Source organism: Comamonas piscis (assembly GCF_014109725.1).
Lineage (GTDB): Bacteria > Pseudomonadota > Gammaproteobacteria > Burkholderiales > Burkholderiaceae_C > Comamonas > Comamonas piscis.
Genome location: NZ_CP058554.1, coordinates 1,951,700 through 1,970,982, shown reverse-complemented (window position 1 = coordinate 1,970,982; position 19,283 = coordinate 1,951,700). Strand labels below are relative to the sequence as shown.

Annotated in this window: 16 protein-coding genes; 10 read left to right on the top strand and 6 right to left on the bottom strand. The window is 63.6% G+C overall.

The annotated features are described in order from the left end of the window. Positions 1–108: 108 nt before the first annotated feature. From HS961_RS08760 to HS961_RS08750, 3 genes are all read left to right on the top strand, one after another. On the top strand, positions 109–570 hold the full coding sequence (locus HS961_RS08760; protein ID WP_182327331.1) for a RidA family protein: 462 nt from the start codon (positions 109–111) through the stop codon (positions 568–570). A gap of 124 nt (positions 571–694) precedes the next feature. Then, the gene (locus HS961_RS08755; RefSeq protein ID WP_182327330.1) at positions 695–1,156 is read left to right on the top strand and encodes a RidA family protein; all 462 of its coding nucleotides are present in this window, start codon (positions 695–697) and stop codon (positions 1,154–1,156) included. A 125-nt stretch (positions 1,157–1,281) separates the two neighbouring features. Next, positions 1,282–2,430: an MBL fold metallo-hydrolase gene (locus HS961_RS08750; RefSeq protein ID WP_182327329.1), complete on the top strand. Its 1,149-nt coding sequence runs from the start codon at positions 1,282–1,284 to the stop codon at positions 2,428–2,430. Positions 2,431–2,472: 42 nt separating this feature from the next. Here the strand turns inward: HS961_RS08750 and HS961_RS08745 are convergent, their stop codons facing one another. Beyond that, positions 2,473–3,453 carry a Bug family tripartite tricarboxylate transporter substrate binding protein gene (locus tag HS961_RS08745; protein ID WP_182328185.1) on the bottom strand — a complete coding sequence of 327 codons (981 nt, stop codon included), beginning with the start codon at positions 3,451–3,453 and terminating at the stop codon, positions 2,473–2,475. Positions 3,454–3,584: 131 nt separating this feature from the next. Continuing rightward, positions 3,585–5,045: an amidase gene (locus HS961_RS08740; protein ID WP_182327328.1), complete on the bottom strand. Its 1,461-nt coding sequence runs from the start codon at positions 5,043–5,045 to the stop codon at positions 3,585–3,587. A 107-nt stretch (positions 5,046–5,152) separates the two neighbouring features. On the opposite strand from HS961_RS08740, the gene HS961_RS08735 reads away from it, so the two are divergent. Beyond that, positions 5,153–6,067, top strand: a complete 915-nt coding sequence (locus HS961_RS08735) for a LysR family transcriptional regulator (protein ID WP_182327327.1) — start codon at positions 5,153–5,155, stop codon at positions 6,065–6,067. 81 nt (positions 6,068–6,148) lie between these two features. Here the strand turns inward: HS961_RS08735 and parC are convergent, their stop codons facing one another. Continuing rightward, positions 6,149–8,509, bottom strand: coding sequence for a DNA topoisomerase IV subunit A (parC, locus tag HS961_RS08730; RefSeq protein ID WP_182327326.1), 2,361 nt, complete (start codon positions 8,507–8,509; stop codon positions 6,149–6,151). Positions 8,510–8,596: 87 nt separating this feature from the next. Further along, positions 8,597–10,573: a DNA topoisomerase IV subunit B gene (locus HS961_RS08725; RefSeq protein ID WP_182327325.1), complete on the bottom strand. Its 1,977-nt coding sequence runs from the start codon at positions 10,571–10,573 to the stop codon at positions 8,597–8,599. Between the two features lie 355 nt (positions 10,574–10,928). Between HS961_RS08725 and HS961_RS08720 the strand changes: the two genes are divergently transcribed. The 6 genes from HS961_RS08720 (at position 10,929) to HS961_RS08695 (ending at position 15,758) form a co-directional block, all read left to right on the top strand. Further along, positions 10,929–12,125: an MFS transporter gene (locus tag HS961_RS08720; RefSeq protein WP_182327324.1), complete on the top strand. Its 1,197-nt coding sequence runs from the start codon at positions 10,929–10,931 to the stop codon at positions 12,123–12,125. Positions 12,126–12,139: 14 nt separating this feature from the next. Beyond that, the gene (locus HS961_RS08715; protein WP_182327323.1) at positions 12,140–12,304 is read left to right on the top strand and encodes a hypothetical protein; all 165 of its coding nucleotides are present in this window, start codon (positions 12,140–12,142) and stop codon (positions 12,302–12,304) included. Between the two features lie 22 nt (positions 12,305–12,326). Then, the gene (locus tag HS961_RS08710) at positions 12,327–12,872 is read left to right on the top strand and encodes a class I SAM-dependent methyltransferase (RefSeq protein WP_182327322.1); all 546 of its coding nucleotides are present in this window, start codon (positions 12,327–12,329) and stop codon (positions 12,870–12,872) included. A gap of 265 nt (positions 12,873–13,137) precedes the next feature. Continuing rightward, positions 13,138–13,395, top strand: a complete 258-nt coding sequence (locus HS961_RS08705) for a hypothetical protein (RefSeq protein ID WP_182327321.1) — start codon at positions 13,138–13,140, stop codon at positions 13,393–13,395. A gap of 132 nt (positions 13,396–13,527) precedes the next feature. Further along, positions 13,528–15,066, top strand: coding sequence for an ATP-binding protein (locus HS961_RS08700; RefSeq protein WP_238347842.1), 1,539 nt, complete (start codon positions 13,528–13,530; stop codon positions 15,064–15,066). Continuing rightward, on the top strand, positions 15,063–15,758 hold the full coding sequence (locus HS961_RS08695; protein ID WP_182327320.1) for a response regulator: 696 nt from the start codon (positions 15,063–15,065) through the stop codon (positions 15,756–15,758). Before HS961_RS08700 ends, HS961_RS08695 begins: the two co-directional genes overlap by 4 nt. Before the next feature lie 9 nt (positions 15,759–15,767). Here HS961_RS08695 and HS961_RS08690 read toward each other — a convergent pair whose 3' ends face one another. Together HS961_RS08690 and mgtA are read right to left on the bottom strand one after the other, a co-directional pair. After that, on the bottom strand, positions 15,768–16,487 hold the full coding sequence (locus HS961_RS08690; RefSeq protein ID WP_182327319.1) for an MgtC/SapB family protein: 720 nt from the start codon (positions 16,485–16,487) through the stop codon (positions 15,768–15,770). Between the two features lie 41 nt (positions 16,488–16,528). Then, entirely contained in the window at positions 16,529–19,276 is a 2,748-nt protein-coding gene (gene mgtA / locus HS961_RS08685; protein ID WP_182327318.1) for a magnesium-translocating P-type ATPase, read from the bottom strand. Positions 19,277–19,283: the final 7 nt, after the last annotated feature.

The window sequence follows — 19,283 nt, the reverse complement described above, 5'->3', positions numbered from 1 at the left end:
TAGCCTGCGCCGCATGTCCTCTGAGGCCCCCTGGCCCAAGCCGCCAAAGCTAGGCATTTGTGCCACACTGGGTGCTTTGTGCCCCGCTTCCATTTCTGAAAGGACTCCATGAGCGTTTACGACAAACTCCAGGCCCTTGGTATCAGCCTGCCGCCACTGGCAGTGCCCGCTGCCGCCTACCTGCCCTACGTGCAGACCGGCAATATGGTGTTTTTGAGCGGCCATATTGCCCGCAAGGATGGCAAGCCCTGGGTGGCGCAGTTTGGCCGCAACATCGGTACCGAAGAAGGCAAGCTGGCAGCACGCGGCGTCGCCATCGACCTGCTGGGCACCTTGCAGCATGCAGCCGGTGGTGATTTGAACCGGGTCAAGCGCGTGGTCAAGCTGATGAGCCTGGTCAACAGCACCGGCGATTTCACCGAGCAGCACCTGGTCACCAATGGCGCCAGCGAGTTGTTCGCTGAAGTGTTTGGCCCTGAAAAAGGCGCCCATGCCCGCAGCGCCTTTGGTGTGGCCCAAATCCCGATGGGCGCCTGCGTCGAGATCGAGCTGATCGCCGAGCTGGCCTAAACCGCGCCCCCTGCCATGCGGCGCCCATGCACTGCAGGTATGGCGCCGCATTGTTTTTGCATGCATGCAACCTTGGTGGCGCATCTAAGATGCCCCTCTTCTACCCCGCAAGGACACCACCGGCATGTGCATCTACGACCAACTCCAAGCCCTGAACATTGAACTGCCTCCCGTGCGCACGCCCGCTGCCGCCTATGCGCCCTTCGCGCAGACGGGACAACTGGTGTTTATCAGCGGCCACACCGCCAGCAAGAACGGCCAGCCCTGGACCGGCAAGCTGGGCAAAACCATGGACACCGCCGAGGGCCAGCAAGCGGCGCGCTCAGTCGCCATCGATCTGATGGGTACCCTGCAAGCAGCGGTCGGCGGTGATTTGAACCGGGTCAAGCGCATCGTCAAGCTGATGAGCCTGGTGAACAGCACAGAAGACTTCACCGAGCAACATCTGGTCACCAACGGTGCCAGCGAATTGTTCGCCCAGGTGTTTGGCCCCGACAAGGGCGCCCATGCCCGCAGCGCCTTTGGCGTGGCCCAGGTGCCTCGGGGCGCCTGTGTGGAGATTGAACTCATCGCTGAAGTGGAATAAATCTTCAGATTAATAAATAGATTTACCCCCTAAATCCCTACAGCAGCCGCAGCCATGCGGCTTTCTTATGGGCGCCGTATCATGGCAGTCGCTTACCGAACCACCCTGCCCGATTGACATAAGCCATGCAAGCGCCCCGCCCCGATCCTTCGTCCTCCAACACCAGCCGAGGCAATGCCAACTTTCAACGCTTGCGCAGTGGTTGGCTGGTAGCCACGGCTTGCTCCTTGGTCGCTTGTGCCTCGACCCCTGACGAGGAAAGCCAGCGGCGCTACCAGGCGTCCGCGCAGTACTCGGCGACAGATAAGCGCTTTCAAAATGCGCCCAACCCGGCGGTCAAGCCCCATGCGGGTGGGTTTCAGATCTGGTCGCGCTTTCTGTTTGGCGACAAGAGCGGCACCACCCCGCAGGACAGCATCCCTGTGCACACGGTCACCCCGGCGCAATTGCAAGCGCTGCCGGCCGATGCCAACCATGTCATTCGCCTGGGCCACTCTTCGCACCTGCTCAAGCTCCAGGGCCAGTACTGGCTGATCGACCCGGTGTTTGGCGAGCGCGTATCGCCATTCAGCTTTATCGGGCCCAAGCGCTTCCATCCCACACCGCTGCCGCTGCAAGACCTGCCACCCATTGCCGGCATGGTGATCTCGCATGACCACTATGACCACCTGGATGAGCCAACCATCAAATTCTTGCTGGGCAAGGTGGAGCGCTACTTTGTACCGCTGGCAGTCGGCGCGCGTCTGCGTGATATGGGCGTGGAGCCCGAACGCATTGTGGAACTGGACTGGTGGCAGCAAGAGCAGCATGCCGGTGTGCAAGTCACCGCCACCCCCAGCCAACATTTTTCGGGCCGCACACTCAGCGACCGCAACAGCACGCTCTGGGCATCCTGGGTGCTGCAAACCGGCGGCCAGCGCATTTACTACAGCGGCGATACCGGCTACTTCCCCGGCTTCAAGGCCATTGGCGACAAGTTTGGCCCCATGGACATTGCGCTGATGGAAAACGGCGCCTACGACGCCTACTGGCCCTCCGTCCACATGACGCCGGAGGAAACCATCCAGGCCTTTACCGACGTGCGCGGCCAGGTGCTTTACAGCGTACACAACAGCACCTTTGCGCTGGCCATGCATGGCTGGCGCGAGCCGCTCGACCGGCTGGCAGCCTTGGCACAGCAGCAAGGCATCCAACTGGCCACGCCGGAGATCGGCGAAGTGCTGACCGTGGGCCAGCCGCGCAGCAACCAAAAATGGTGGGAAGCGCTGCGTTAAGCGGCGCCTAGTCCAGGTTTAGCCAGCCGCTCAGCCCCAGGCTTACTCCACCTCAATCTGGGCGCGCTGCGCCACATCGCGCATCAGCGGCAGCTCACGGTCTACCCGTGCCTGCAGCGCGCTGCCATTGCCCCAGGCGGGGGTCAGGCCAATACTCTCCAGCTTTTGCTGCATCTGCGGCTGGGCCATCACATCGGCCAAGGCGGCCTCCAGCTTGGCGCGCACGGGCTCTGGCAATCCGGCCGGCGCCAAAAACGCAAACCACGTGCTCATGTCAAAGCCGGGGAAGCCGCTCTCCGCCACCGTCGGCACATCGGGCAACAAAGCCAGGCGCTGCGCACCCAGCGCGGCAATCGGTTTGATCTTGCCGGCCTTGATCAGCGGTGTGGTTGCCACCACGGTGTCCACCGCCAATTGCACCTGCCCCCCCATCAGTGCCGTCAGGCTCGGCGTGCTGCCGTTGAACGGCACATGCAGCATGCGCATGCCCGTCGCACTCTTGAGCATCTCGCCACCAAAATGCACCGACGAAGCCGGGCCAAAGGAGCCATAGGAGAAGCGGTCCGGCGCGGCCTTGGACTGCGCCACCAGGTCCTGCAGCGACGTGGCCTTGACGGCATTGTTTGCCACCAGCACCAGGCCCATGTCTGCCACCAGCCCCAGCATGCTGAAGCTGCGCAGCGGGTCATAAGGCAGGGCCTTGCGCACCACCGGGTTCATCGCCAAGGTGGAGCTTGCACCCAAAAACAAGGTGTAGCCATCCGCTGCCGCCTTGGCCACCTGGCCGCCCGCCACTGCGGTGCCTGCCCCCGGCCGGTTCTCCACAAACACCGACTGGCCCAGCTTCTCGCTCAACTGCGAGGCCAACAAGCGCCCCAAAATATCCGTCGCCCCGCCGGGCGCAAAAGGCACCACCAGCTTGATCGCACGGTCGGGATAGCCCTGCGCCATTGCAGGGCGCAAAGCCAGGCCGGCAGCGCCTGCGGCCAGATAAGTCAAAAAGCGGAGACGGGATATCGGCATGGACATGGGATCTACCTTTTTTGCGGAAAAACGGGGGCAAGGGAGGGACCAGGCAGGCGCTGCAGCAAGGCTTGCCTGGTTAGGAGCGCGGCCTCAAAAGACGCGCTGGGTCAAGGATCTACAACGTGTTGTCAGCCCAGCAAAGGGCTGCGCACCCGGGCATGGCCGCTGGCCTGGTCATAGGCATGGCCGATTTGCAGCAGCGCCTTGTCGGCCTGCACCGGCCCGATGATCTGCAGGCCCGCAGGCAGCCCGTTGGCGCCAAAACCGGCGGGGACGGACAAGGCCGGCAAGCCCGCCATCGTGGCGCCCACCACCGTCTGCATCCAGCGGTGGTAGGTGTCCATGCTGCGGTCACCGACGGCATGGGGCCAGTCCAGCTCGGCATCGAACGGGAACACCTGCGCAGCAGGCAGCACCACAAAGTCATAGCGCTCAAACAGGCGGCGCAGCACCTCGTACCAGGCACTGCGCACCTTGGCAGCGGCATAGATGTCCATACCCGACAGCGCACGGCCCCGCTCCATCTCCCACAAGGCTTCGGGCTTCAGCAGCGCGCGCTTTTGCGGATCGTCGTACAGCGAGGCATTGGCACCCGCCACGCTAAAGCTGCGCAGGTCGATCCAGGCGCGCCAGAGCTGCTCCAGGTCAAAGTCCGGCACGACCTCGTCCACCGTGCAGCCGATGTCGGTAAAAGCGCCCATCGCTGCACGGCAGGTGTCGAGCAGGCCCGGCTCGGTGGGCAGGTGGCCGCCCAGGTCACCCAGCCAGGCGATCTTGCGGCCTTTGAAGTCACGCTCCAGCCCCTGGCCCCAGTCCTGCGCGCCATCGCTGCGGTGCGTCAGCGGCAGGCGGGAATCAAAACCCGCTTGCACCGACAGCAGCAAGGCCAGATCAGGAATATCGCGCGCCATCGGCCCGGCCACGCTGAACTGCTGGAAGAACACCTCATCGCCCGGCCCATGCGGCACACAGCCCACGGAGGTGCGCAGGCCGTAGACATTGTTGAAGGCAGCTGGCGTGCGCAGCGAGCCCATCATGTCCGAGCCATCTGCTACCGGCAGCATGCGCAGGGCCACCGCTACCGCCGCACCGCCGCTGCTGCCGCCGGCCGAGCGGCTTTGGTCAAAGGCATTGCGGGTGGTGCCGTAGACGGGGTTGTAGGTGTGGCCACCCAGGCCAAACTCGGGCGAATTGCTGCGCGCCACAAACAGCGCACCACCGGCGCGCATGCGCTCAAACACCACCGCATCGCTGCTGCTGACCTGGCCTTTGAAAATAGGCGAGCCCTTGGTGGTGACCATGCCGGCGGCAGGAGAGATATCTTTGGGCGCCTGCGGAAAGCCGTGCAGCGGGCCCCGGCTCTTGCCCTGGGCCAGCTCGGCATCCAGCTGCGCGGCCTGGGCCAGCAGCGGCTCGCGCGGCATGGGCGCGACGAGGGCATTCACCTGCGGGTTGAGCCGGTCGATCTGGCCCCAGAAGGCCTGCAGTACCTCGGTGCAGGACAGCGCGCGCTGCTGGATGGCGGCGGACAGCGCCACGGCGCTCATCTCGACGATGCTGTGGTCGGCAGGAACGGGCTGGGATGGCATGGGATGTATGTCTCTTTGATGTCAGAAAAATCCAGCATAGGCAATGCAGCCCATTTCGACAATCACAATTTTTTGCGGTTATCGTTGCGTTTTTTGCAAAGCACACCATGACACCCTCGCAACACCTCCAGGACACCGCCATGCGCTATTTTCTGGAGGTCGTGCGCAGCGGCTCGGTGAGCGAGGCCGCACTGCGCCTCAATGTCTCGGCCTCGGCGGTCAGCCGCCAGATTGCATCGCTGGAGGAGGTACTGCAGGTGCCGCTGTTTGAGCGCCGCCCGCGCGGCATGGTGGCCAGCGCTGCCGGGGAGCTGCTCGCCACCCATGCCAAGCGCCATGCGCTGGATGCCGAGCGCGTGGTCGCCGATATCGAGGCGCTGCAAGGCCTGCGCCGGGGCCAGGTGCGGGTCTGCGCCTCGGCCGGCTTTGCGTTTGAGTTTTTGCCGCTGGCGATGGCCACGTTCCGGGAGCAGCACCCGGGCATGCAGTTCCAGCTGGTCTCTGCCTCGCCCGCGCAGGTGACGCAGGCAGTGCGCAATGGCGAGGCCGATGTGGGCCTCACCTACAGCCGCGCTGCCGTGCCGGATATCGATGTGCAGCACCGCCAGAACTCGCCCGTGATCCTGATCATGCCGCCCGGCCATCCGCTGGCCCGCTTTGCCAGCGTGAGCCTGGCGCAGATGCATCCCTACCCGCTGGCCTTACTGGACGACGGCAATACCGCGCGCCAGCTGTTTGACATTGCCAGCGGCCAGCGTGGCCTGGTGTTTGAGCCCGTGTTGGAGAGCGGCCAGTTTGATGCGCTGGTGCGCTTTGTGCTGCATGGCGGTGGGCTCACCCTGGGTGGCGAGGTCACCGTGCGCGAGTATGTGCGCCGGGGCCTGCTGCACACCGTTCCGCTCCGCGAGCGGGGCATGCATGCGCGCTCGATCGAATTGCAAACGCTGACCGGCCGCAACCTGCCCCGGGGCGTGCGCGCCTTTGTCGACCACCTGCGGGCGCTGTTGCCGGCGCAGCGCTGATTGGCGCTGCAACGACGGGGCATGAAAAAGCCCTGCCGGGCAATGACGGGCAGGGCTTGTGCGTGTGAATGGCGCCGCGTTTTATTCGACGCGTAACACGGCGTTGGGCTTAAAGCCCAGATCGGCGAGCTTGCCCTTTTTGGCGCGCCCGGCCTTGGCATTGTTCAGGCTGCGGATCTCCAGCGTTTCCTCACGCGCCTTGCCACCGCGCCCAATGCCTTCGATGCGGATGCTGCGCGTGTAGACGGCGACGCCGGCCAGGCGGTCCTTGTCTTCGAGGTCAATCAGCTTGAGGCCCTTGCCACCCTTGGCCATGTGGTTCAGCTCGGCGATATCGAAAGTCAAGATGCGGCCTCCCGCCGAGGCGCAGGCCACATGGCTGGCATCGGCCAGCGGCAGGCTGCCGCTGCTGCCCGAGATATGCGATGGCGGGCATAGCGTGTCGCCATCGTCGAGGCTGACAAAGGCCTTGCCGCCCTTTTGGCGCGAGACCATGTTCTCCACCAAGGCAGTGAAGCCATAACCGGCACTGCTGGCCAACAGCAAGCGGGCGCTCAGCGGGCCAGCAAAGTAGTACTGGATCTGGGTGCCGGCTTCCAGCTCCATCAAGGTGGTCACCGGCTGGCCATCGCCCCGGCCACCCGGCAGGCTGGCCACGGCGACCGAGTACACGCGGCCATTGCTGCCAAAGACCAGCATCTGGTCGACAGTGCGGCACTCAAAGGTGCCATACAGGCTGTCGCCCGATTTAAAGCTGAAGCTGTCGGCCGCATGGCCGTGGCCGGTGCGTGCCCGCACCCAGCCTTTTTCCGACACCACGACGGTGACCGGCTCATCGACCACCTTGACTTCGGCAACGGCCTTTTTCTCTTCCTGGATCAGGGTGCGGCGCGCATCGGCAAACTGCTTGGCATCGGCTTCGATCTCCTTGACCATCAGGCGCTTGAGCGAGGCGGGGTTGGCCAGAATGTCTTCCAGCTTGCCCTGCTCGGCGCGCAGCTCCGTCAGCTCTTGTTCGATCTTGATCGCTTCCAGGCGGGCCAGCTGGCGCAGGCGGATTTCCAAAATATCGTCGGCCTGGCGCTCGCTCAGGTCAAAGCGTGCCATCAGCGCGGCCTTGGGCTCGTCGCTGGCGCGGATGATGGCGATCACCTCGTCGATATTGAGCAGAATGGTCTGCCGACCTTCCAGAATATGGATGCGGTCCTTGACCTTGTCCAGCCGGTGCTGCGAGCGGCGGGTGATGGTGATCTGGCGGAACTGGATCCACTCTTCCAGCATCAGGCGCAGCGATTTCTGCGTCGGCTTGCCGTCAATGCCAATCATCGTCAGGTTGACCGACGAAGAGCTCTCCAGGCTGGTGTGCGCCAGCAGGCAGGTGATCAGCTCGGACTGCGGCGTCTTGCCGGTCTTGGGCTCGAACACCAGGCGCACGGCGGCATCCTTGCTTGACTCATCGCGCACGACATCCAGCAAGGACAGCACGGTGGCCTTGAGCTGGCTTTGCTCCTGGGTCAAGGTCTTCTTGCCGGTCTTGATCTTGGGGTTGGTCAGGTCCTCAATCTCTTCGAGCACCTTTTGCGAGGACACACCGGGCGGCAGCTCGTTGACGACCAGCTGCCACTGGCCACGGGCCAGCTCTTCAATCGTCCAGCGCGCGCGCACCTTGATGGAGCCGCGTCCCGTGCGGTAGGCGTCGGCAATGTCCTTGCTGCTGCTGATGATCTGGCCGCCACCGGGAAAGTCCGGGCCGGGGATGATCTCCTGCAGGTCAAAGTCGGTCATCGCCGGCTTCTTGATCAGCGCCACGCAGGCATCGGCCACTTCGCGCAGGTTGTGGCTGGGGATCTCGGTGGCCAAGCCCACTGCAATGCCGCTGGCGCCATTGAGCAGCGAGAACGGCAGGCGCGCGGGCAGCTGGCTGGGCTCCTGGGTGGAGCCATCGTAGTTGGGCACAAAGTCCACCGTGCCCATGTCGATCTCGTCGAGCAGCAGGCTGGTGATCTTGGACAGGCGCGCTTCGGTATAACGCATGGCTGCAGCGCCATCGCCATCGCGGCTGCCAAAGTTGCCCTGGCCGTCGATCAGCGGGTAGCGCTGGGCAAAATCCTGGGCCATGCGCACCAACGCGTCATAGGCCGATTGGTCGCCATGCGGGTGGAAGCGGCCCAGCACATCGCCCACCACGCGGGCGCTTTTGACCGGCTTGGCCGCCGTGCCCCGGTTGGGGCCGCTGTAGCTCAGGCCCATGCGCTCCATCGCAAACAGGATGCGGCGCTGCACGGGCTTTAAGCCATCGCAGACATCGGGCAGCGCCCGGCCCTTGACCACCGACAGCGCATATTCCAGATAGGCGCGCTGCGCATAGTTGCCCAGGTCCAGGCTTTCGCCATCGTCGGGCACCGGGTTGGACAGCAGGTCCAGACCGTTTTCTTCACTCATATTGGTTCAGCTTTCTTCGCTTGTTGCACGGCTGCGCGCGGCTGTGTTGGGTTTGTTGGTTTACTCAGCGGCGTGGGCAGCAGGACATCAAATATCAATTTCGACTTCGTGGCCGTGCAGTTCCATCAGGTCGCGGCGGGCCGCGGCCTCGCCCTTGCCCATCAACTGGGTCATCACCTCGCGGGTTTGCAGCACATCGGTTTGGCTCAGGCGCACGGGCAGCAGGCGGCGGGTGTCCGGGTTCAGCGTGGTTTCCCAGAGCTGCTCGGCATTCATCTCGCCCAGGCCTTTGAAGCGGCTGATCTGGCACTTCTCGCGCGGCACGCCATCCTTGGCGGCCTTGTCGAAAATCGCATGCATCTCGGCCTCGTCCAGCGCATAGACCTTGGCCGCCGGCTTTTTGCCCCGGGCAGGAATATCCACCCGGAACAGCGGCGGCCGCGCCACGCAGACATGGCCCTTGTCGATCAGCTGCGGGAAGTGCTTGAAGAACAAGGTCAGCAGCAGCACCTGGATGTGCGAGCCGTCCACGTCCGCATCGCTCAAGATGCAGATCTTGCCGTAGCGCAGGCCGCTCAGGTCGACCTCGTCATCGGGGCCATGCGGGTCCACGCCAATGGCCACCGAGATGTCGTGGATTTCGGTATTGGCAAACAGGCGGTCGCGGTCCACCTCCCAGGTGTTGAGTACCTTGCCGCGCAAGGGCAGGATGGCCTGGGTTTCCTTGTCGCGGCCCATCTTGGCGCTGCCGCCGGCCGAGTCACCCTCGACCAGAAACACCTCGTTATAGGCCAGGTCCTTGCTTTCGCAGTCGGTCAGCTTGCCGGGCAACACGGCCACACCACTGCCCTTGCGCTTCTCCACCTTCTGGCCAGCGCGTTGGCGCGTTTGCGCCGCCTTGATGGCGATCTCGGCGAGCTTTTTGCCGTATTCGACGTTCTGGTTCAGCCACAGCTCCAGCGCAGGCCGCACCATGCCCGAGACCAGGCGCACCGCATCGCGCGAGTTCAGCCGCTCCTTGATCTGGCCCTGGAACTGGGGATCGAGCACCTTGGCCGACAGCACATAGCTGGCGCGGGCAAACACGTCCTCGGGCATCAGCTTGACACCCTTGGGCAGCAGCGAATGCAGCTCGATAAAGCTTTTGACCGCCTGGAACAGGCCGTCGCGCAGGCCGCTTTCATGCGTGCCGCCTGCGGTGGTGGGGATCAGGTTGACATAGCTCTCGCGCACCGGCTGGCCTTCGTCGGTAAAGGCCACGCACCAGGATGCGCCCTCGCCCTCGGCAAAATGGTCGTCGTTGCGGCCGGCAAAGCCCTCGCCTTCAAACACCGGGATGACCGGATCGACCGGCAAGGTCTGCAACAAGTAGTCCTTGAGGCCGCCTTTGTACTGCCAGGTCTGCGTCTCGCGGTTCTTGTCCTGCGTCAGCTGCACGCTCACGCCCGGCATCAGCACCGCTTTGCTGCGCAGCAGGTGTACCAGCTCGCCCATCGGCAGGTGGCTGGATTCAAAATACTTGGCATCGGGCCAGACGCGCACCGTCGTGCCCTGCTTGCGGTCGCCGCTGACCATGGGCCGCACCTGCAGCGGCTCGACCACATCGCCGCCGGCAAAGGCCATGCTGGCGACTGAGCCATCGCGGTGTACGGTCACTTCCATGCGCGTGGACAAGGCATTGGTGACGGACACACCCACGCCATGCAGGCCGCCAGAGAAGCTGTAAGCGCCGCCCTGGCCCTTGTCGAACTTGCCGCCCGCATGCAGGCGGGTAAAGACCAGCTCCACCACGGGTGCATGCTCTTCGGGGTGCATGCCAAACGGAATGCCCCGGCCATCGTCCTCCACACTGATGGAGCCATCGGTGTGCAGGTAGACGCGGATCTTCTTGCCAAAACCGGCCAGCGCTTCATCGGCCGCGTTGTCGATCACCTCCTGGATGATGTGCAACGGGTTATCGGTACGGGTGTACATGCCCGGGCGCTGCTTGACCGGCTCAAGCCCCTTGAGAACCCGTATCGAGCTCTCTGCGTATTCACTGGTAGACGTGTTTTTGCTTGCCATAACTTTCCATTCTAGCGGCTGCCATTGTAGATAGCTGTATAGATAAACAGGTGGAAGTTGTTGACGTTTTGCGACGCTCCTGCACTAAGAGCCGCTAAAACGACCCAGCAAACCGAAGGTTTGCGGTTGAGGCGAGGCATCAAGCCGCAGACAGTACAGGCGTACGGCAAGGCTTGAGGCGGCCGGCTAGGCAACGACGTCTCAAGGCTTGTGTTAGCGGTTCTAAACCTTGCAATGGGCTTGGCCGCGCGCTGGGAAATATGCGGGCGACAGCCGGTTTCCTGCATTCAAGTAACAATTTCGGGATAACGAGACACACCCCCTGACTATGCAAAACAACGCACAACGATTGTCAATGGCCCGCGTCCTGCTGTGCGGCGGCGCGGTGGTCACCCTGTCCATGGGCATCCGCCACGGTTTTGGCCTCTGGCTGCAGCCCATCACGCAGGAAATGGGGTGGACCCGCGAGTCCTTTGCGTTGGCACTGGCGGTGCAAAACCTCAGCTGGGGCTTGATTGGCATCTTTACCGGCATGCTGGCCGACCGCTTTGGCGCCAGCAAGGTGCTGGTTTTTGGCGCACTGCTGTATGCACTCGGGCTGGCCGGCATGGCCTGGGCACCCAACACCCTCATCTTTACGCTCACCGCTGGCCTGCTGATTGGCATGGCGCAAACGGGCACCACCTATGCGGTGATCTATGGCGTGATCGGGCGCCAGTTGCCGGCCGAGAAACGGTCTTGGGCGATGGGGGTGGCCGCGGCTGCGGGCTCCTTTGGCCAGTTCTTCATGGTGCCGGTGGAGGGCCAGCTGATTGCCAGCCTGGGCTGGCAGAACGCACTGCTGGTCTGTGCGGTGCTGGTGCTCACCATCGTGCCGCTGGCCTTTGCGTTACGCGAGCCTAACTTCCATGCATTGAAGCGCAGTGCGGCCGGCGGCCAGCAACAGACCATTGCCCAGGCGGTGGCCGAGGCCTTCCGCAACCCCAGTTTTTTGCTGCTGACGGCCGGCTATTTTGTCTGCGGTTTCCAGGTCATGTTCATCGGCGTGCACATGCCCAGCTACCTCAAGGATTTTGGCCTGCCGCCCCATGTGGCCAGCTACTCGCTGGCGCTGATTGGCCTGTTCAATATCTTTGGCACCTACCTGGCCGGCACCTTGGGCCAGCGCATGGCCAAGCGCTACCTGCTGTCGGGCATTTACTTTATCCGTGCCATTGCGATTGTGGTGTTTCTGCTGGTGCCCCTGTCGCCCTGGTCAGTCTATGTATTTGCCGCGGTGATGGGCTTTTTGTGGCTCTCCACCGTGCCGCTCACCAATGGCGCGATTGCGCAGATCTTTGGCGTGCAGCATCTGTCCATGCTCAGCGGCTTTGTGTTCTTCAGCCACCAGATCGGCAGCTTCCTGGGCATCTGGCTGGGCGGCTACCTCTATGACCATACCGGCAGCTATGATGTCGTCTGGTATGTGGCCATTGGGCTGGGCGTGTTTGCCGGCCTGGTCAACCTGCCAGTGAAAGAAGAGCCGGTGCAGCGCCTGCCGCTGGCCGCTTGAAGACGGACCGTTTAATGCAACACTCTCCCCCACCGCCCACCAGCCCTGCGCCACTGCGCGGCTGGCAGCGTGCTGCCCTGTGGCTGCTGGTGCTGGTGCTGCTGGGCCTGGTGTTCATGCTCTACACCCAGCCTGCTTTTATGGTGCAGATGGCCGACCATGTCTGGGCTTGCTTCTAGCCCCTTTAGCCTCTGCCACGTCATGTCTCCCAGCGCCTCGCCTTCTCCCTGGATTTCCCGCTTTTCCCCGCTGATTCCCACTGGCGGCAAGGTGCTCGACCTGGCCTGCGGCTCCGGTCGGCATGCCCGCTACCTGCAGGCCCAGGGCCTGCATGTCACCGGCGTAGACCGTGACAATGCGGCCTTGCAAACCCTCCAAGCGGAAGGCGCAGGCGAATGGCTGCTGGCCGATATCGAAAACGGGCCCTGGCCGCTGGAAGGCCGGGTGTTTGATGCGGTGGTCGTCACCAACTACCTCTGGCGTCCGCTGTGGCCGCAAATACTAGGCAGTGTGGCGCCCGGCGGCTTGCTGCTGTATGAGACCTTTGCGCTGGGCAATGCAGCCTATGGCAAACCTTCACGGCCCGACTTTTTGCTGCAACCAGGCGAGCTGCTGCAAGTCTGTGCCGGCTGGTCGGTCATTGCCTATGAAGAAGGTCTGCTGCAGGCTCCGGATCGGGTCGTCCAGCGTGTGGCGGCACGACGTCCGCTGCCGGACGACTCCAGGCCATCGGCCTTGCAGCCCTGAAACGTAGCCACCGCAACCACTTTGCATAAGTTTGCGGCCTGAAGAGGCGCAAAAACCCGCGCAGACCCAATACGCATGCGGTTTTCGCTTCGTCACACCTGCCACAAAGCCAACCCAAGTTCCTCCACATTTGGCTTCTATAGTTCAGTCATGGGCTCTGCGGAGAGGCGTAAACACACTCCAGTTTCTCTGTTTCACCCGCTTCTATCTGTCCCACACCAGATCGCGGCCTGGCCGCAGAGCCTCTTTTTACACAAGGAATGCCATGAGTTCTCCAACACTTCGCCACCGTCTGCTGTGCAGCACCGCCGTGACTGCTGCGCTCTGGATCGCCACCGCCCAGGCCTACGCCGCCACTCCCGCCAAGCCGGCGCCCTCCAAGCAGGCCATTGAGGCCTGCCAAGGCAAGAAGGCAGGCGATAGCGTGCAACTGACGCTGGACGACGGCAAGAAGGCCAAGGCTACCTGCCGCGTGCTGGGCAAGCAACTGGTCGCCCAGCGCGGCGCCACCATCGGGCCTTGACGGCACTTTGACCGCGCCCCGATCAAGCAACACTTTTACACACCCACGCACTGTGTAAGAGAATAGCCGGGCAGGCATTGAGCCTGCCCGTTTTGCCATGTACCCAACCCCTCCATTGCGCCCCAGCCCTCTGTGACCACCTCCCGCCTTCAGCTGTTTCGTTTCACCCGCTTGCAAACCCGGGTGCTGCTGGCCATGGTGCTGCTGCTACTGGGTTTGCTGCTGTGCTTTACCGGTTTCTCTTACTGGAGCCTGCAGCGCGGTCTGGGCGGCTATGTCGCGCAGATCGAGCTGGGACGTCTGGAATACCTGGAAAGCCAACTGCGGCGCGAGTATGCCAAGGACCCGCATTGGTCATCCCTGAACCCGGAACGTTGGAATGCGCTGACCCGCTTTGGCAGCCAGGCAGCCGTGCCCGTCTCGCCCCCGGCAGAGACCGAGGCGCCACGCCGCGCCACGATCGGCCCCATGCTGACCCAGCAGCTGCGCCCCATCGAACGCCATCCTCTGTCCCAGCGCCTGGGTCTGCTCGACAACCAAGGCAAGCTGATCGCCGGTGTCGCGCCCACCGCCGGCAGCGCCACCAACCCGCTGTTTGACAGCCAGCACATGCTGATTGGCACCCTGACCCTAAACCAGCCCGAAGACCTGAAGAACCAGATCGACAATGCGTTCTTGAAGGAGCATCTGGTGTTTCTGGCCATCACCGGCCTGCTAGGCCTGCTGCTGGCCGGCGCGCTGTCCTGGTGGCTGAGCCGGCGCTGGATCCGGCCCATTGAGGCGCTGAGCCAGGGCGCCAAGGCCTTTGCCAGCGGCCAGCTCGACTACCGTATTGCGATTGCCGGCCATGATGAGCTGGGCCAACTGGCCGACCGCTACAACCATATGGCCGAGCAGCTCTCGCAGGCCCAAGCGCAGCAGCATGAATGGCTGACCCAGGTGGCCCATGAACTGCGGACGCCCCTGGCAGCAGTGCGGGCCGAGATCGAGGCGGTACAAGATGGCATCCGCCACTTTGACGCACAAACCGCCGCCCGCCTGCACCGCCAGATTCTGCGACTGACGCAGTTGGTGGGCGACATGCGCGCCACCATCCCGACGGCCCTGGTGGTGCACGCACCCGAAGCGGCGCCTGCGCTGCAACTGACCGCCCATTTGCCCGCCGCCGCGCACGCACTGGACATGCGGGTGCTGACCATAGAGGCGGTGGAAGCCGTACAGATCCGCTTCAGCCAGGCCGGCATCAGCTTGCCTACAGCGCATGGGCTGCTCGCCGCGCTGCCGCCTGCCTGGGTGCAGGGCAACGCCCAGCAGTTGCACCAGGTGCTGAGCAATATTCTGGAAAACAGCCTGCGCTACACCGATGCGCCCGGCCGGGTCAGCATCAGCGCCAGCCTGCATGGGCCGGCGCCGGAATCGGGCCAGCGCTGGCTGGAGCTGCACCTGGATGACAGCAGTCCCTCTGTACCGCCTGCGGAACTGCCCCGCATTTTTGAACGCTTTTACCGCGTAGAAACCTCGCGCAGCCGCGCCAGTGGTGGCTCCGGCCTGGGGCTTGCCATTTGCAAAAGCATTGTGCACGCCCATGGCGGACAATTGCAGGCCTCGATCTCGCCGTTGGGCGGCCTGCGCCTCACCCTGATACTGCCCTTGATAGACCCTGCCGCATGAACACCGCCAAACCCCGCATTCTGTATGCCGAAGACGAGGCTGATATCGCCTCGGTCGTGATCGACTACCTGCACCATGCAGGCTATGAGGTCGAGCATTTCGCCGATGGCAGCCAGGCCATGGCGGCGCTGCGTACGCGCCCGCCGCAGCTGGCCATTCTCGATCTGATGCTGCCCGGCACCGACGGCCTGAGCATTCTGCGCGAATGCCGCGCCCGCAATCTCTGCCCCGTCATCTGCCTGACGGCCAAGGTGGAAGAAGTAGACCGACTCGTGGGCCTGGAGATGGGCGCCGATGACTACATCTGCAAGCCTTTCTCGCCGCGCGAGCTGATTGCCCGCGTCAAGGTCATCTTGCGCCGCCATGCCCAGCCGGCTGCTGGCGCAGCGGACCACCCTGCCCTCAGCGACTGGCAGATCGACGAAACCACCTGCCAGGCCAGCTGGCGCGGCCAGGACCTGGGACTGACGCGGCGCGAGTTCGCGCTGCTGCACATCCTGCAGCGCCATCCCGGCAAGATCTACCCCCGCAGCCAGCTGCTGGATCTGGCCTATGCCGATGCGCTGGAGGTGAGCGACCGGGCGATCGACAGCCACATCAAAAACCTGCGCAAAAAGCTGCGCACCGTGATGGGTGACGATGCAGACTGCATCCGCTCCATCTACGGCGTGGGCTTTGCGTTTGAAGGCTAAAGCCGGGTCTTAGTCCCTCGTGCTGGGGCTCCAGAACGCCTGGCGCACGCCCGGCTTGGCCGCCAGCTGCTGCACCATCGCATCCAGCTCATCCCCCTCCACCGATTGGGCGGCCAAGGTCGCCTCGATGACGACCTCCGCCTCGCCAAAAGGCTGGATGTCGATATCACCGGGCGGGTAGCCACCGCGCTCCAGCACATCCTGCAGCATGGCCAACGCCAGCCGTTGGTGCAGGCGTTCGGCCACCACAAACACGGCATTGGTCATCTCGGTGGAGGCCACATCCAGCGGCTTGCGGTTGATGGCATTGACGAGCGGCCGCAGCAAGGTATTGGCCGCCAGCACCAGCACGGTACCCAAGGCTGCCTGCACAATCAGATCGGCACCCGCCGCAGCCCCCACGGCCGCCGAGCCCCACAAGGTGGCGGCGGTGTTCAGCCCGCGCACATTGCCCTCTTCGCGCATGATGACGCCGGCACCCAAGAAGCCGATCCCCGAGACCACATAGGCCATCACGCGCACGGCACCGTCGGGCCCTGCGATGGTATTCGCACTGTCGACAAAGATGGCCGCACCCACGGCGACCAGCACATTGGTGCGCAGCCCGGCGGTGCGCTGGCGGTATTGGCGTTCCAGGCCAATCACGGCGCCTAGGACAAAGGCAGTTACCAGGCTGATGGCCGTATTGATCAGCGAGTTCAGCTGGGTGTAGTTCAGCGCTTCGAGCATTGCGCCCTCCTATGGCATATATGTATGGATGGTGTCGCTGACTATTGCCAGTCGTAGCGACGGATGTACCACTTTTTCATGACCTGCGTAAGACCCATATAGGCCAGCAACACGGTGACCAAGAACACAAAGTACATGCCTGGCAGCGGCACAAGCTTGAAATACGGGGCAAGCGCACCCATGGGCAGGTAGATGCCAATGGCCACCACCACCAGGGTCATCAGGCCTACGGGCCAGGCCGCCCGGCTCTGGATAAACGGAATGCGCTTGGTGCGGATCATGTGCACGATCAGCGACTGGGTAAGCAGGCCCACGACAAACCAGCCGGACTGGAACAGCGCCTGGCGCTCGGGCGTATTGGCGCCAAATACCTTCCACATCACGACAAAGGTCGTGATATCGAAGATGGAGCTGATGGGCCCAAAGAACAGCATGAAGCGGCCCACATCGGCCGGGTTCCAGCGCTGGGGCTGGGTCAGCAGTTCAGCGTCCACATGGTCAAACGGAATGGCCGCCTGCGAGAAGTCATACACCAGGTTCTGCACCAGCAGCTGCATCGGCAGCATCGGCAAAAACGGAATAAAAGCACTGGCAATCAACACCGAGAACACATTGCCAAAGTTCGAGCTCGCCGTCATCTTGATGTACTTGAGCATATTGGCGAAGGTGCGGCGCCCTTCCTGCACGCCCTGGTCCAGCACCATCAGGCTCTTGTCCAGCAAGATGATGTCAGCGGCCTCCTTGGCCACATCGACGGCGGTATCCACCGAGATGCCGATATCGGCCGTGCGCAGCGCTGCGGCATCGTTGATGCCATCGCCCATGAAGCCCACCACATGGCCATTGGCCTTGAGCATGCGCACGATGCGCTCCTTGTGCGCGGGGCTCAGCTTGGCAAAGATATTGGCTTCTTCGACCACCTGGGCCAGCCGCTGGTCATCCATCTGCTCGATCTCACCGCCCAGCACGATGACCTGCTCGGTGATGCCCACTTGCTGGCAGACCTTGGCGGTCACGGCGGCGTTGTCGCCGGTGAGCACCTTGGTCTGCACGCCATGTCGTGCCAGCGCCTGCAATGCGGGCGCAGCGCTTTCCTTGGGTGGGTCGACAAAGGCCAGAAAGCCGCAGAGCACCAGGCCGGCCTCATCGGCCACACCAAAGTTGCTTTGGCCCGCTGGTGTATCGCGGGTGGCCACAGCCACCACGCGCAGCCCCTGGGCATTGAGCGCCTCGGCCGTCGCCACAATGCGCTGGCGCAGGCCCGCGTCGAGATCCAGCACACCAGCGGCGGCTTGCACCGAGCTGCTCACTTGCAAAATCTCCTCAACCGCGCCCTTGGTGATGATCTTGCCGGCCCCGGCGCTGTCACGCACCACCACCGACATGCGCCGGCGCACAAAATCAAACGGCACTTCATCGACCTTGGCATAGGCATCGACCAGCGATGCGCGCTCGGCATGGGCGAGCACGGCCACATCCAGCAGGCTCTTGAGCCCCGTCTGGTAGTAGCTGTTCAGATAGGCCAGGTCCAGCACCGGTTGCGAGACATCGCCCCAGGCATCGAGGTGGCGCTCAACCGAGATCCGGTCCTCGGTCAAGGTGCCCGTCTTGTCGGTGCACAGCACATCCATCGCGCCAAAGTTCTGGATGGCGTCCAGGTGCTTGACGATCACTTGCTTGCGCGACAGAAACACCGCACCCTTGGCCAGGGTAGCGGTCACGATCATCGGCAGCATCTCGGGCGTCAGGCCGACCGCCACCGACAGCGCAAACAGCAGGGCCTCGGTCCAGTCTCCCTTGGTCAGGCCATTGATCAGCAAGACCAGCGGCACCATCACCAGCATGAAACGGATGAGCACCCAGCTGACCTTGTTGACGCCCATCTGGAACGCGGTGGGGCTGCGGTCCATCGCCGAGACCTTGCCGGCCAGCGCACCCAGGTAGCTTTGGTTGCCGGTGGTCAGCACCACGGCCAGGCCAGCACCCGAGACCACGTTCGTGCCCATGAACACCAGGTTGCACAGCTCCACCGGGTTGTGCTGGGCCGCATCGGGCAGCTGGGCAAATTTCTCCACCGGCATGGATTCACCGGTCATCGCCGATTGCGCCAGAAACAGGTCCTTGGCGGTCAGCAGGCGGCAGTCGGCGGGCACCATGTCGCCAGCAGCCAGCTGGATGATGTCGCCCGGCACCAGCTCGCGCACCGGCAGTTCGCGCATGGCCTGCAGCGCAGACAGGCGCGATGGCGGCGCATCCAGCTCTCGGGCTTCCTCATCCTGTACGGTGCGGCGCAGCACGGCTGCGGTGTTGGAGACCATGGCCTGCAGGCCAGCAGCGGCCTTGTTGGCGCGGCCTTCCTGCCAAAAGCGCAGGCCGGTGGCCAGCGCCACCATGCTGCCAATCACCGCCGTGGCCTTGGCATCGCCCGTCATCCAGGAGACGATGGCCAACACCGTCAGCAGCAGGTTGAACGGCGTGCGAAAGCACAGCCACAAGTGCTCGCTGCGGGACATGGGCTTGTCCTGCGAGATGCTGTTCCAGCCGGCCTGCGCACGGGCTTGCTGCACCTGCACATCGTCCAGGCCTTGACGGCTGGTGTTCAGGCTTTGCAGCAATGCGGGTTCAGCGGCATGGGCCGCATCCCGCAGCCGCTCACCCATGGCCTTGGAAATGCCGGCATCCACCGGTGTGCTCGCCAGTTGCTCCAACATGGGCAAGCGGCGGAAATGCACGCCCCAGTGGCGTGAGCGCAAAAAGTTGACGAATCCATTTTTCAGCAGGTGCAACATGACCTAT

Excerpts from the sequence above, each read along its gene's own strand:
- HS961_RS08760 (WP_182327331.1), top strand. The coding sequence starts at position 109 with ATGAGCGTTTACGACAAACTCCAGGCCCTTGGTATCAGCCTGCCGCCA.
- HS961_RS08755 (WP_182327330.1), top strand. The coding sequence starts at position 695 with ATGTGCATCTACGACCAACTCCAAGCCCTGAACATTGAACTGCCTCCC.
- HS961_RS08750 (WP_182327329.1), top strand. The coding sequence starts at position 1,282 with ATGCAAGCGCCCCGCCCCGATCCTTCGTCCTCCAACACCAGCCGAGGC.
- HS961_RS08745 (WP_182328185.1), bottom strand. The coding sequence starts at position 3,453 with ATGCCGATATCCCGTCTCCGCTTTTTGACTTATCTGGCCGCAGGCGCT.
- HS961_RS08740 (WP_182327328.1), bottom strand. The coding sequence starts at position 5,045 with ATGCCATCCCAGCCCGTTCCTGCCGACCACAGCATCGTCGAGATGAGC.
- HS961_RS08735 (WP_182327327.1), top strand. The coding sequence starts at position 5,153 with ATGACACCCTCGCAACACCTCCAGGACACCGCCATGCGCTATTTTCTG.
- parC (WP_182327326.1), bottom strand. The coding sequence starts at position 8,509 with ATGAGTGAAGAAAACGGTCTGGACCTGCTGTCCAACCCGGTGCCCGAC.
- HS961_RS08725 (WP_182327325.1), bottom strand. The coding sequence starts at position 10,573 with ATGGCAAGCAAAAACACGTCTACCAGTGAATACGCAGAGAGCTCGATA.
- HS961_RS08720 (WP_182327324.1), top strand. The coding sequence starts at position 10,929 with ATGGCCCGCGTCCTGCTGTGCGGCGGCGCGGTGGTCACCCTGTCCATG.
- HS961_RS08715 (WP_182327323.1), top strand. The coding sequence starts at position 12,140 with ATGCAACACTCTCCCCCACCGCCCACCAGCCCTGCGCCACTGCGCGGC.
- HS961_RS08710 (WP_182327322.1), top strand. The coding sequence starts at position 12,327 with ATGTCTCCCAGCGCCTCGCCTTCTCCCTGGATTTCCCGCTTTTCCCCG.
- HS961_RS08705 (WP_182327321.1), top strand. The coding sequence starts at position 13,138 with ATGAGTTCTCCAACACTTCGCCACCGTCTGCTGTGCAGCACCGCCGTG.
- HS961_RS08695 (WP_182327320.1), top strand. The coding sequence starts at position 15,063 with ATGAACACCGCCAAACCCCGCATTCTGTATGCCGAAGACGAGGCTGAT.
- HS961_RS08690 (WP_182327319.1), bottom strand. The coding sequence starts at position 16,487 with ATGCTCGAAGCGCTGAACTACACCCAGCTGAACTCGCTGATCAATACG.
- mgtA (WP_182327318.1), bottom strand. The coding sequence starts at position 19,276 with ATGTTGCACCTGCTGAAAAATGGATTCGTCAACTTTTTGCGCTCACGC.